Genomic DNA, 12,009 nt, shown 5'->3' with positions numbered 1-12,009 from the left:
AGCCCGATGCTCAGATGCCCCGCACCAGACGGAAGCCGATGCGCGCGTTGGTGGTGTCCGAGTCCTGCGATTGCCGCCAGGCCGCACGGGTCTGCTCGGGCGCATTGGCCCAGTTGCCGCCCCGGATCACCCGCGACCGGCAGCCCGGGTTGAACCAGGCGACACCATCGGACGGCGCACGCCGGTAGCTGGCATGCCAGCAGTCGGCCACCCACTCGCTGAGATTGCCAGCCATGTCGTGCAGGCCGAAGGCATTGGCCTGGAAACTGGCCACCGGCGCGGGCCCCCACCAGCCATCGCCATAGCCGACGAAGGCGTTGTGCCAGTGCCGTCCCGAGGGCGAGACATCCTTGCTGCCGGTGAAGTTGCCAGCGCCGGGCGGCGGCGTGCCGGCGTCGCCCCACGGATAACGGCCACTGCTGCCGGCACGCAGCGCGTACTCGAATTCGGCCTCGCTCGGCAGCCGGTAGCTGCGTCCTGTCTGCTCGGACAGCCACGCCGCGTAGTTTTCGGCATCACGCACGCTCACATGCATCACCGGCGAATTGCCCAGTGCGCGCGCGCCATCGTAATCGGAACGCCAGTCCACACCGCTGCGGCGGATGAAATTGCCGCTGCGCTCGTCATAGACCACCGAGTGGCCGCGCCGGGTCGCACGCGGCCGCGCATTGGTCGACTTCACATAGCGCTCGAAATCACTGACCGTGATCTCGGTGATCGCCATCGCAAACCCGCGGTCGAAGCGCACATAATGCGAGGGCCGCTCGGCATCGCTGGCACCGGGCTCGGCATCACCCGCGCCCATCTGGAAGCCACCATGCGGCACCACGATCATCTGCGGGCCGCGCCCGCCATCGCGCATGGCGTCGCTGAACACCTGCCCGGGACGGAAGCTGCCGTAATGGGTGGCCAGGTCGATGCGTTCGCGCAACTGGGCCACCACCGCATCACCTGGCAAGGCGATGCGCAGGGCCTCGGCCAGCTTCTCGCGCGCCGGCTTCAGGCCCTGTGGCGTCGCCAGTTCGCGAAGGCCATCATCGCGCAGCTGCAGCAGTGCCGCCGCGCGTATCTGTTCGATACGTTCGAAGGCATCGGCAATGGCCGGTGATGAGTCACGGACCTTGCTGGCTTCGGCCAGCCAGGTGCCGGCGCTGGCAAAGTCACGCACCCGCGCCGCGTCCTCGGCACGGCGGATCAGGCCACTCTCGGCCGCCGCCAGGCCCTGCCGTGCCCGGCTGTTGTGTTCATCCAGGGCCAGCGCTTCACGGAAGTTGCCGATCGCTCCGTCACCGTCCTCACCGATCCGCCCCGAACGCAGGTCTTCCTCGCCGGCACGGTTGTAGGCCACCACGCGCTGGGCGAGCTCCACCCGTCCCTGCAGCGCGCGAACCTTCTCATCCTTCGGCGCCAGGGTCAGCAGCACCAGTGCTTGGCGGCTGGCCTCGGCCAGCGCCTCGCGCTGCTGCAGCGGCCGGACCAGCAGGGCATCGGCCTGCTGCTGAAGGCGCTGGCGGGCGCGCTGCAGGCCGTTGCGGGCCTGGCGGTCATCCGGGTCTTCTTCCTGCACCGCCAGCCACAGCGGAACCGCCGCGTCGGCGTCCTCGTACAGGCGCCCTTCGGCGAACGCCTTCTCGGCCGCGCGACGCAGCTGGGCCAGGCTGCGCCCCTGCCGATCGACCCGCGGTGGCGTCCACCGCTGCACATCCTCGGCGGCATCCTCACCGGCGATGGTGACGCTGCCCTGCGCCGCCTCCTGCGTCGCGTCCGCCTGCATGCCTTGCTGCGGCCGTGCGTCTTCGCCAGCAGCCGGTCCCGGCTCCGGTGTCGCCGAGGGCGACGGCGTGCAGCCGGCCAGGGCCAGGGCGGTGCACAGCACGGACGACAGCGGAAAACGCAAGCAGGATCTCCTTCGGCACGGATGCGGACCGACGTTAGGCTATTCTCCCCTGCCTGAGCAAACCCGAGTAGTAGGCCCTGACCCGTGGCAATCTGGATCACCACCCCCGCCGAGCTGGATCCGTACTTCCAGCAGCGTCCGGCCCGCATCGGCCTGGACACCGAATTCATCCGTGAACGCACCTTCTGGCCGCAGTTGGCCTTGGTGCAGATGGCGGTCGGGCAGGACATCCTGCTGATCGACCCCCTGATTCCCGGCATGACCGAGGCGCTGGCGCCGTGGCTGGCCGATGAATCGATCGTCAAGGTGATGCACAGCGCCAGCGAAGACCTGGTCGCCTTCAAGTGGGCCTGCGGCGTGTTGCCACGTCCGCTGTTCGACACCCAGATCGGCGCCTCGCTGGCCGGCATCGGTGGCGGTATGGGCTACCAGAAGCTGGTCGCGGAAATCACCGGCGTGGCGCTGGCCAAGGGCGAAACCCGTTCGGACTGGATGCGCCGCCCGTTGTCCGAGTCGCAGCTGCAGTACGCCGCCGACGATGTCGAGCACCTGTTCGCGCTGCATGACGCCATCGATGCCAGGTTGCAGGCGCTGGGCCGCCAACAGTGGCTGCACGACGACGGCGAGCGCCTGCTGGCCAGCGTCGCCAATGACGAAGACCGTTGGCCGCACCTGGCGATGCGCTCGGCGCAGTTCCTCGACACGGCCGCACAGCATCGGCTGCTGCGTCTGCTGCGCTGGCGCGATGTGCAGGCACGCAGCAGCGACCGCCCGCGCAGCTGGATCCTGGACAACGAACTGGCCGCCACGCTGGCACGCACGCCACCGGCCGATGCCGCCGCACTGGGCAAGCTGTTCGAACAGTTCCCGAAGGCACCGCGCAAGCTCGCGGGCGCTGTGTGGCAGGCGCTGGATACGCCGCTGGCCGATGAGGCCGAAGCACCGCTGGCGCTGCCGGCCAACGACAGCAACAAGCAGGCACTGAAGAAGCTGCAGGACGCGGTTGCCGAGCGCAGCCGCGAACTGGGCCTGCCGGATGGCGTATTGGCCTCACGCAAGCACCTGGAAAGCTATCTGGAACGCCGCCAGTGGCCGGCCGCACTGGCCGGCTGGCGCCAGCAGGAACTGGAATCGCGGCTGCAGGCGCTGCTGCCCGCACGTTGATGGCACAAGGCGCCGGACCACGTCGGCGCCATGCACCTCGAGCCTGCAGGGGCCGTGCTAGGTTTACCGGTACTGACAAGGAGACGTCGATGCAGACCCTCAAGATCGCGACCGCCTGCGCACTGCTGCTAACCACGTTGGGCCTGGCATGCTCTGGGCAGGCCGCACCGCTTTCCTATGCACAGGAAAAGGAGAACACAGCCAAGCTGGTGGACATCATTGACGGTGCCACCCGCGACGGTCTGGTTGCCGTGCTGGTGCCGGCCCCGTATGTCGTGCACAACGGCGGGCCAGGCGTCGGCTCTCCGGTCCCCGGCTTTCATCTGGGCAAGCGCTCGACCGACCTGCCCGGGTTCTCGACGCGGGTGTCCTTCCAGCACAAGGACATTCCCTCCCAGGGCTATGTGCAGCTGTTCAACACCAACGAACTGGAAACCGGCCCGCAGCGGACGGTGTTGATGGACGTGTTCGAGGTGCATCTGATTCCGCCGGGCACCTATCTGCTGAACGGTGCGGAGAACTACCGCCTGAACACCCGCGTGGCCAAGCTGAAGCCGCTGGGGACTACGGACGAAGTATCGAAGGACATCGGCGCCACCCGCCTGGCCGACGTCGATTACCGTTTCTATTCCTGGAAGAAGGTCTGGGTACCACCCGGCGTCCTGACCGATCAGCACTCCCAGCAGGTCTGCATCTCGGTGCATGTGGCCTCCGGCAACTGCGTGGCATGGGGCACCCAGAACTACGAAACCTCGCGCCCGACCGAAGGCTACTGGGATGACAGGATCGTCCCTGAAGACATCCCTGCCGTACGCATCCAGGCGGTCATTGCCAAGGCCCACGCGCCACTGGCCTTCACTGCCCGCGAAGGGCAGATCCTGCTCAGCCCCTTCATTGTTGCCGCCGACGGCGATATCGATTTCAACGCGAACGACTGCGCACCGGTCGACAAGCTGACGGGATGCGCCCTGCGCCGCTTCACGGTGCACTACCAACCCGCGCCGCTGGACGCTGCACGCAAGCACATCGCAATCACCTCGCGCGGCCTCAACGGCAAGCAGCGCAAGGTACTGGAGCGGATGGAGGCGATGCAGCTGCAGGTGCTGGGCCCCAGTGCGCCGTCCGATGCAGCGCTGGGCAAGGGCGTCAGCGCCACGCCGTGAGCACGGATGATGCCGAGCAACGAAAAACGGCGCTCGATGAGCGCCGTTTCCGTTACACGACGGGGTAAGCCTTACCAGTTCATGTTCAACGAGACACCGACGGTGCGCGGTTCGTTGTAGACCGCGGCCATGTAGTTCTCGATCACACCCTTGAGGTTCTTCTCGTTGGTGATGTTGCGCGCGAACAGCGCCACTTCATAGGCACCGTAGTTGCCCGAGTAGCCGATCTTCAGGCCGCCCTCGAAATCACCCTTGGAGTTGAACTCCTTGCTGTCGTACAGCACGAAGCTGGTGTAGCCCTGCTTGTTCCAGTCGGTGGACACGAACATGGTGCCCGCGTCGCTGACCGGGAAGTCGTAGCGGGCGGCCAGGTTGACGTTGTACTTCGGCGCGTTCGGCAGCGGGTTGCCGTCGATCTGCGCGAAGGTGTTGGCACCGACCTTGATGGTCGGGTCATTCACCGTGCACACCACCTTGCCGTTGAGGCCGCAGACCTGCGCGTAGACGCGCTTGTCCTTGATCTCGCTGTGCAGCAGGCTGACGCCGGCGCTCAGGGTCAGGTTCGGGATCGGGCGCAGCTCCATGTCCGCTTCGAAACCGTAGGCCTTGGCCTTGTCGGCATTGAACAGCACGCCGTTGCCGTCCGAATCGTTGCCGTTGAGCTGGATGTCATTGACGGTGTAGGTGAACGCGGTGGCGTTCAGGCGCAGGCGATTGTCCCACAGGCTGCTCTTCACGCCGGCTTCCCAGGACAGGATGGTCTCGGAATCGGCGGTGGTGAAGTCGGCATTGAACACCGCCGAACGGCCCTGGATGGTCGGGCCGCGGAAGCCGCGTGCGACCTTCGCATAGACGCTCACGTCCGGCGTGATCTGGTACATCGCGCTCAGATCCCAGCTCGGGGTGGTGTCGGACATCTTGACGTCGGTGCGGCCCTTGTAGGTCACCACGCCGGCGGCGGTGTCAGCGGTCTTCAGCAGGCGGGTGTGCTTCTCGTCCTTGGTCTGGCGCAGGCCGGCCGTGACGGTGAACTTGTCGGTGAAGGCGTAGCTCAGCTGGCCGAAACCGGCCCACGAGGTGTTCTTGTTGCGCAGTCGCACCCAGTTGTTCGGGTTGCGGGCCGCACCCTGCAGGAACCACGCACGCTGGTAGAAGTCGGTGGTGTCGCTGCCGTTGAAGTAGAACGCACCGGCCTGCCACTGCAGGGCGCTGTCGTCATGGCTGGCCAGGCGGAATTCCTGGGTCCACTGGTCCAGGTCGCGGATGCGGCCCATCGACTGGCCGTAGCCGTTCGGCACGCCGTTGACCGGGAAGTTCACCGCAGCGCCGCCGTCGGTGTCACCGCGGCTGTAGCCGGAGGTGGTCTCATAGGCGGTGATCGAGGTGAAGTCGATCGCGCCGAAGTCGTAGCGTGCCTTCACCGAGCCGCCGTAGGTCTTGTAGGCCTGCGGGTTGTTGTCGGCTTCGTCGTAGGCGACCTGGTCGCGCGGCACGTCGGTCTTGTTCGAGCCCTTGGTCAGCGCACCACGCAGGAACAGGGTCGAGGTGCCTTCGTAATCACGGGCGTGGGCCGAGGCCAGGATCGAGAACTGGTCGCTCGGGGTCAGCAGCAGCTGCGCGCGCACGTTGCGGTCATCGAAGCCGCCCATGGCGTTCTTCTTCGGGCTGACCGTGCCGTCAGCGCTCGGGCCCTTGTAGGTGTTGTCAACGTAGTCGTCGCGGTGCTGGTACAGCGCCGACACGCGGAACGAGGCGATGTCGTTGATCGGGCCGCCAAAGCCGCCGTCGATCGACACGCTGTTGTAGGTCGCATAGCTGGCGCTGACGCGGCCGGTGTAGTCCTGGGTCGGCTTCAGCGTGTCGAACTTGATGATGCCGGCGGTGGTGTTGCGGCCGAACAGCGAGCCCTGCGGGCCGCGCAGCACTTCCACCTGGTCCACGTCATAGACCGGGTTGGACTTCAGCACCACGTGCTCCAGCACCACATCGTCCTGGATGATCGACACCGGCTGCGAGGCACCCAGGTAGAAGTCGATGTTGCCCAGGCCGCGGATATAGAAGCGCGGGAAGATGCGGCCGGTGGTGGTTTCCGCATACAGGCTCGGCACGCGGCCGGACAGCGCCAGCAGGGTGTCGTCGCCGCCGGCGGTGAAGTCGCGCATGCGCTCGCCCTGCACCACGCCCACCGAGACCGGCACTTCCTGCAGGTTCTGCTCGCGGTGCTCGGCGGTCACGGTGATCGTGTCCAGGCCCGTCGGGGTCGGCGCGCTGTCCTGCGCGGCGGCACCAAAGCTGCCGACCAGGGCCAGGCCGGCACAGGCCAGGGCCAGCGGATGGCGGCGGAAGGAAACGAAGGAAGACGACATACCCGACAGGCGGCGGGAATCGGAATGGGAGGGCATGGAATGCTCTGAGGAGGCGTCCGTGCGGCCTGCGCGAGCCGGGCGGCAAAAAGGAGGAGAACTGCGCAAGCCGCCATTATCCCCCAAATTGTTACGATTTCGTTGCGCGGCATCCGGCCCCGACAAACCGGACGGTTTCGGCACAGTGCACGCCTTCATGCCACGCCGTCCGGCACATCCCGGGTCGGCTTGGCAAGGCGCAGCCAGTTGGCTACACTGAAGCCCTGCCGTGGGGCCATAGCTCAGCTGGGAGAGCGCGTCGTTCGCAATGACGAGGTCAGGAGTTCGATCCTCCTTGGCTCCACCACTCATTAAGAAGACCCGCCGATCGTCGCGATCTGCGGGTTTTTTCTTGCATCGATCACGAGTCAGGCAGGTTCCTGATCCCCGTCCTTGCGGCGTGGACCACGCGAATGCGTATCACGCACCTGCTGATCGCGCTGCCCCGGCCGCTGCTTTGCCACGTCCTCCTGCGCCCTGTCCTGACGGCTTTCCTGTACGCCCTGTTTCGGATCGCCAGGGTCTTTGTCGCGCTCGCTCATCGAAGTCTCCTGTGCCGGCGAAGGCCGATCAGGACTTCACGCTAGAGGCTGCGCAGTAATCCGCAGGTCAGGCCCGCGCGAACAGCGTGTGCAGTTCCGCTTGCCGCCGCAGCTCACGGCTCTGCAGAATCCGGACCAACATGCCCAGCCAGTCCGCGATGTCACCTCCCGCCCAGCACGCCGCGCGTACGCTGCCAATGCGCCTCGATCCAGCGGACGGCAGCATCCAGCTCGGCCACCTGACGACGTTGATCTGCCCCACCCTTTCACTGGAGGAGGCGCGCATCGCCTTCGCCACGCTGATGCATGGCGAGCGCGATGCCGGCACCGGCTATCACTGGCTCAGCCTGCACCGGGTCAGTCTGGGCGGTGCGCCCGCCGGCATCAGCCTGTGCTTCCACGGGCAACAGCTCGACATGGTGACGATCGGCGTCGATCTGCCGGGTGCGACACTGGAAGACGGCTGGCCGACCCAGGTCGCGATCGATGCCGAAGTCGCTTTCATGCGTCGCACCTTGGCCACGGCTCTGGGGCGCAAACTGGCAGGTGGCCGCGCCCGGTTCGAGTGGGGCGAGGCATGGGCCCGGTTCGACCCGAAAGGCTTCATGGCCAGCAGCGGTATCCGCTACACGCCGCGCTCATGACGCCGCTCAGGTACGGGTGATCGACACTCCACCTTCAACACGCATCGCGGTACCGGTAACGAAACTGCTTTCATCGCTGGCCAGGAACAGCGCCGCGTTGGCGATCTCCTCCGGCTCGGCCATGCGCTTGAGTGCGTGCAGCGAGCGCACGAAGTCGCGGGCATCGCCGGTGGGTGCGGCCTGCCGGCCCATCTCGGTATCGGTACCGCCAGGCAGCAGCACGTTGCTGCGTACGCCACGCGCGCCGTACTCGGCGGCGATCACCTGGCTCAGGCCGATCAGTCCGGCCTTGCTCGACGCGTAGGCGGCCATACCCGGGAAGCCCACGGTATGGCCGACAAAGGTACCGACAAACACCAGCGAGCCACCCCCGCGTGCCAGCAATGCCGGCAACTGCGCGCGTGCGGCATGGAAGGCGGCGTCGAGATTGGTGGCCATCACCTCGCGCCACGCATCCGCCGGGAACTCTGCTGCCGGCACGCCGGGGCCGAGCATGCCGGCATTGTTGAGCGCGATGTCCAGGCCTCCGAATGACTGTTGGGCCAGATCCACCAGCGCCTGCGCCGTGCCCGGATCAGCCACATCGGCGGCATGCATCACCACCTCGCCGCCGGCGCCACGGATCTGCTCGGCCAGTGCGTGCAGCGGTTGCGGCCGCCGCGCATTGAGCACCAGTTTTGCCCCTTCGGCAGCAAAGCGCAGGGCGCTGGCACGACCAATGCCAGCGCTGGCACCGGTGATGAGGGCGATCTTGTTGTTCAGGCGCATGAGGGTGGTACCGGTTGTGGAGTGGCCGCCACGATGCCGCGCCTCCGGCCCACCAACACTCCGTTTCCGGGCCTCGCGACCAGGTGCAGGAAACGGAGTTTCCGCAGAACCGGCACGTGCCAGAATCCTCCCATGGACAGCACCGCCACCACCGCCCTCGACGCCCGCGTCGAACGGGTCTGCCGCCATCTGCAGGCCAGCCTCGACGAGCCCTCGCTGCAGGAGCTGGCCGACATCGCCGGCTGCAGCCCGACGCGCCTGCATCGCCTGTTCAAACAGGCCACCGGGCTGACCCCCAAGCAGTACGCTGCCGCGCTGCGCGCCGACCGCCTGCGCACCGGGCTCGAACAGCAGGAGCGCATCACCGATGCCTTCCACGATGCCGGCTTCGGCTCCAGCGGGCGCTTCTACGAGAACGCACCGAAGTTGCTGGGCATGACTCCCAAGCAATGGCGCGCAGGTGGTCGCGGCGAAGTCATCCACTTCGCGCTTGCCGAAAGCTCACTGGGCAGCGTGCTGGTGGCCAGCAGCGCCACCGGCGTGGTCGCGATCCTGCTCGGCGACGATCCGGAGGCGCTGCTGCAGTCACTGCAGCAACGCTTCCGCCAGGCCGAACTGGTCGGTGCCGACCACGGCTATGAGCAACTGGTGGCACAGGTGGTGGGCCTGGTCGAGGATCCCTCGCGAGGCGCCACACTGCCGCTGGATATCCGCGGCACCGCCTTCCAGCAGCGGGTATGGCAGGCACTGCAGCAGATTCCGCGCGGCCAGACCGCGTCGTATGCGGATATTGCCGCGCATATCGGTGCACCACGCTCGAGTCGTGCGGTGGCACGTGCCTGCGCGAGCAATCCATTAGCGGTAGCCGTGCCCTGCCACCGCGTGGTGCGCCGCGACGGTGACCTGTCCGGCTATGCCTGGGGCGTTGCGCGCAAGCGCGAACTGCTGCGCCGGGAAAAGGTCGCCAACGGCTGACGCCACCCGATAGCCGCCGACCTTGGTCGGCACACCCACCAAGCACTCAATCCAGCTTCACCACCAGCTTGCCGAAGTTACGCCCCTGCAACAGCCCGAAGAACGCCTCCGGCGCCTTCTCCAGACCTTCCACCACATCCTCGCGGTACTGGATGCGGCCCTCGCGCAGCCACTGCGGCATCTCGCGTTCGAAGTCCGGCCACAGGTGGTTGAAGTCGTGCACGATGAAACCACGCACGGTCAAGCGCTGGCGCAGGATCTGGCTGAACAGTGACGGCAGCCGATCCGGGCCAGGCTGCTCGACGCCCCGCTCGTTGTAGGTAGCGATGGTGCCGCAGACCGGAATGCGGGCGAAGTCGTTGAGCAGCGGCAGCACCGCATCCAGCACATGGCCGCCGACATTCTCGAAGTACACGTCGATGCCCGCAGGCACTGCCGCGCGCAGCTGGTCCGCAAAATCAGCCACGCGATGATCCAGCGCCACGTCCACGCCCAGCGTCTGCAGATAGGCACGCTTGGCCTCGCCACCGGCGATGGCGACCACGCGCGCGCCCTGCAGCCTGGCCAGCTGCGCCACGGTCGCGCCCACCGGCCCGGTCGCGGCGGCTACCACCAACGTCTCGCCCGGCTTCAGACGGGCGATTTCATGCAGGCTGGAATAGGCGGTGAAGCCGGGCATGCCATATACCCCCAGCGCCGTACTGAGCGGCAGCCCGGCCGGATCCAGACGACGCCCCAGCGCCTTGGCCGGCAGCACCGCGTGGGTCTGCCAGCCACCCGGCGCCAGCACCAGCTCGCCTGCGGTTACGCCCTCGGCCTTGGATTGCAGCACCTCGGCCACGGTCTGGCCTTCCATCACCGCCCCTACCGCCACCGGCGCGGCATACGACGGGCCCTCGTCCATGCGTCCTCGCATGTACGGGTCCAACGAAAGGTAGCGGTTGCGCAGCAGCACTTCGCCCTCGGCCAGTGCCGGCAGCGCAACCTGTTCCAGGCGGAAATTGGCTGCATTTGGCGCCCCCTGCGGGCGCGAGGCAAGCACGATGCGGGACGCGGTGGAGGAATCGGACATGGCCAGGTCTCTGCTGTTGCCAGCATCGGGAAAGGACTGCCGACACTACGCTGCGGCGATCCCCGATGGCGGCCACGAAAACAGCGTTCCACTGCCCGGACCCGCGCGGGTCCGGCGCACCCCCTGCCCTTGCAGCTTTGGCGAACGCGGCGACCTGCAGATTTCCACCGCAGACGACAATCGATGGGGCACGCCCCGCCCCACAACGGAGGATCAAGCACTTGCGAGCGCGCAGAGGGCAATGTGAAGAAATCTTGGCAAAACGCTTGCCGAAGGCAGCCGACCTCCGTAATATACGCGTCCTTGGCAGCGACCTCGCTGCAACGAAACATGTGGCCGAGTAGCTCAGTTGGTAGAGCAGGGGATTGAAAATCCCCGTGTCGGCGGTTCGATTCCGTCTTCGGCCACCACTTTCGAAGGCCTGCAGAAATGCGGGTCTTTTTTTTCCGGAAACCGCACTCACCGCGGTAGCCACACAATTTGGCCGAGTAGCTCAGTTGGTAGAGCAGGGGATTGAAAATCCCCGTGTCGGCGGTTCGATTCCGTCTTCGGCCACCATCTTCAGAGACCTGCAGAAATGCAGGTCTTTTTTTTATTCGCGCTTCGCGCAAGCGGCGACCACCGTGGCTCGGTTGACGAAACATTTACACCGGCACGGGCCGCGGCACCTACGCTCCAGACTCCTGCCTGGAGCCTGCCGATGCATCTGCGCCCCGCCCTGCTCGCCTGCCTGCTGCTGGCCGCCTTCCCGGTGATCGCCACTGAACCGGTGCGCGCGGTCGAGCACCTGGACATTGATCGCTACGCGGGCCAATGGCACGAGATCGCGCATCTTCCAGTCTCGTTCCAGAAGCAGTGCGTGGGCGACATCACCGCCAACTATGGCCTGCGCCGCGACGGCCGCATCAGCGTCACCAATGCCTGCCGCAAGGGTGACGGCGAGCGCGTGGTCGCCGAAGGCGTGGCACGCCCGGTGGCCGGCCATCCCGGGCAACTGCAGGTGCGCTTCGTCCCCGACTGGCTGAGCTGGGCGCCCCTGGTCTGGGCCGACTACTGGGTGCTGGCGCTGGACCCGGACTATCAATGGGCCCTGGTCGGCGAACCCGGCCGCAAGTATCTGTGGATCCTCTCGCGCCTGCCGGAGATGGAGCGCGATCGGTTCGAACAGTTGAAAGCCAAGGCCGAGTCGATGGGGTACGACCTCGGGCCACTGCGCCTGATGGCCCCGCTGCGCGATCCCGCGGCCGACTGAACCGCTTCGCATCCGGCGCATCGTGCGCGCGCCATCCGGCGTTGTGCATGCCCGACCGCCATCTTCACGCGCTACCCTCTGCGGACGGGTCGCTCCGGGCGATCCATAAAACCATACGCCGTAGTATGCT

General features: G+C 66.7%; 10 protein-coding genes and 3 tRNA genes. 8 read left to right on the top strand and 5 right to left on the bottom strand.

Annotated elements, in window-relative coordinates; translation table 11 throughout:
* Positions 1-10: 10 nt before the first annotated feature.
* The gene (locus AC5P7A_RS01625; RefSeq protein ID WP_329768322.1) at positions 11-1,897 is read right to left on the bottom strand and encodes a formylglycine-generating enzyme family protein; all 1,887 of its coding nucleotides are present in this window, start codon (positions 1,895-1,897) and stop codon (positions 11-13) included.
* Positions 1,898-1,981: 84 nt separating this feature from the next.
* On the opposite strand from AC5P7A_RS01625, the gene rnd reads away from it, so the two are divergent.
* Together rnd and AC5P7A_RS01615 are read left to right on the top strand one after the other, a co-directional pair.
* Positions 1,982-3,061 (top strand): ribonuclease D, encoded by a 1,080-nt coding sequence (rnd, locus tag AC5P7A_RS01620; RefSeq protein WP_032956162.1) that lies wholly within the window; start codon positions 1,982-1,984, stop codon positions 3,059-3,061.
* 89 nt (positions 3,062-3,150) lie between these two features.
* On the top strand, positions 3,151-4,224 hold the full coding sequence (locus AC5P7A_RS01615; protein WP_049442402.1) for a hypothetical protein: 1,074 nt from the start codon (positions 3,151-3,153) through the stop codon (positions 4,222-4,224).
* Positions 4,225-4,295: 71 nt separating this feature from the next.
* Here the strand turns inward: AC5P7A_RS01615 and AC5P7A_RS01610 are convergent, their stop codons facing one another.
* Complete coding sequence (locus AC5P7A_RS01610; RefSeq protein ID WP_046431763.1) at positions 4,296-6,626, bottom strand: TonB-dependent receptor; 2,331 nt, start codon at positions 6,624-6,626, stop codon at positions 4,296-4,298.
* A gap of 231 nt (positions 6,627-6,857) precedes the next feature.
* On the opposite strand from AC5P7A_RS01610, the gene AC5P7A_RS01605 reads away from it, so the two are divergent.
* Positions 6,858-6,933, top strand: a tRNA-Ala gene (locus tag AC5P7A_RS01605).
* A gap of 61 nt (positions 6,934-6,994) precedes the next feature.
* On the opposite strand, the gene AC5P7A_RS01600 is transcribed toward AC5P7A_RS01605, so the two are convergent.
* Positions 6,995-7,168, bottom strand: a complete 174-nt coding sequence (locus tag AC5P7A_RS01600; protein WP_006457496.1) for a hypothetical protein — start codon at positions 7,166-7,168, stop codon at positions 6,995-6,997.
* A gap of 158 nt (positions 7,169-7,326) precedes the next feature.
* Here AC5P7A_RS01600 and AC5P7A_RS01595 point away from each other — a divergent pair, with 158 nt between their 5' ends.
* Positions 7,327-7,812: a hypothetical protein gene (locus AC5P7A_RS01595; RefSeq protein WP_075076317.1), complete on the top strand. Its 486-nt coding sequence runs from the start codon at positions 7,327-7,329 to the stop codon at positions 7,810-7,812.
* A 6-nt stretch (positions 7,813-7,818) separates the two neighbouring features.
* On the opposite strand, the gene AC5P7A_RS01590 is transcribed toward AC5P7A_RS01595, so the two are convergent.
* The gene (locus AC5P7A_RS01590) at positions 7,819-8,580 is read right to left on the bottom strand and encodes an SDR family oxidoreductase (RefSeq protein WP_014647822.1); all 762 of its coding nucleotides are present in this window, start codon (positions 8,578-8,580) and stop codon (positions 7,819-7,821) included.
* 132 nt (positions 8,581-8,712) lie between these two features.
* On the opposite strand from AC5P7A_RS01590, the gene AC5P7A_RS01585 reads away from it, so the two are divergent.
* Entirely contained in the window at positions 8,713-9,555 is an 843-nt protein-coding gene (locus AC5P7A_RS01585) for a bifunctional transcriptional activator/DNA repair enzyme AdaA (RefSeq protein WP_126411190.1), read from the top strand.
* A 46-nt stretch (positions 9,556-9,601) separates the two neighbouring features.
* Here the strand turns inward: AC5P7A_RS01585 and curA are convergent, their stop codons facing one another.
* On the bottom strand, positions 9,602-10,627 hold the full coding sequence (gene curA, locus AC5P7A_RS01580; protein WP_495219827.1) for an NADPH-dependent curcumin/dihydrocurcumin reductase: 1,026 nt from the start codon (positions 10,625-10,627) through the stop codon (positions 9,602-9,604).
* Positions 10,628-10,961: 334 nt separating this feature from the next.
* Here curA and AC5P7A_RS01575 point away from each other — a divergent pair.
* The 3 genes from AC5P7A_RS01575 to AC5P7A_RS01565 all read left to right on the top strand — a co-directional run bounded on the left by AC5P7A_RS01575 (position 10,962) and on the right by AC5P7A_RS01565 (position 11,879).
* Positions 10,962-11,037: transfer RNA gene (locus AC5P7A_RS01575), tRNA-Phe, on the top strand.
* 72 nt (positions 11,038-11,109) lie between these two features.
* Positions 11,110-11,185: transfer RNA gene (locus tag AC5P7A_RS01570), tRNA-Phe, on the top strand.
* Between the two features lie 142 nt (positions 11,186-11,327).
* Complete coding sequence (locus AC5P7A_RS01565; protein ID WP_049405026.1) at positions 11,328-11,879, top strand: lipocalin family protein; 552 nt, start codon at positions 11,328-11,330, stop codon at positions 11,877-11,879.
* Positions 11,880-12,009: the final 130 nt, after the last annotated feature.

The organism is Stenotrophomonas sp. YJH_SMC_65 (assembly GCF_059369475.1).
This window is presented reverse-complemented; position numbering and strand designations above follow the sequence as displayed.

Bases quoted from the DNA above. Each gene is read 5' to 3' on its own strand.
- AC5P7A_RS01565 (WP_049405026.1), top strand. From the start codon at position 11,328: ATGCATCTGCGCCCCGCCCTGCTCGCCTGCCTGCTGCTGGCCGCCTTC.
- AC5P7A_RS01610 (WP_046431763.1), bottom strand. From the start codon at position 6,626: ATGCCCTCCCATTCCGATTCCCGCCGCCTGTCGGGTATGTCGTCTTCC.
- AC5P7A_RS01585 (WP_126411190.1), top strand. From the start codon at position 8,713: ATGGACAGCACCGCCACCACCGCCCTCGACGCCCGCGTCGAACGGGTC.
- AC5P7A_RS01600 (WP_006457496.1), bottom strand. From the start codon at position 7,168: ATGAGCGAGCGCGACAAAGACCCTGGCGATCCGAAACAGGGCGTACAG.
- AC5P7A_RS01590 (WP_014647822.1), bottom strand. From the start codon at position 8,580: ATGCGCCTGAACAACAAGATCGCCCTCATCACCGGTGCCAGCGCTGGC.
- AC5P7A_RS01615 (WP_049442402.1), top strand. From the start codon at position 3,151: ATGCAGACCCTCAAGATCGCGACCGCCTGCGCACTGCTGCTAACCACG.
- curA (WP_495219827.1), bottom strand. From the start codon at position 10,627: ATGTCCGATTCCTCCACCGCGTCCCGCATCGTGCTTGCCTCGCGCCCG.
- AC5P7A_RS01595 (WP_075076317.1), top strand. From the start codon at position 7,327: ATGTCACCTCCCGCCCAGCACGCCGCGCGTACGCTGCCAATGCGCCTC.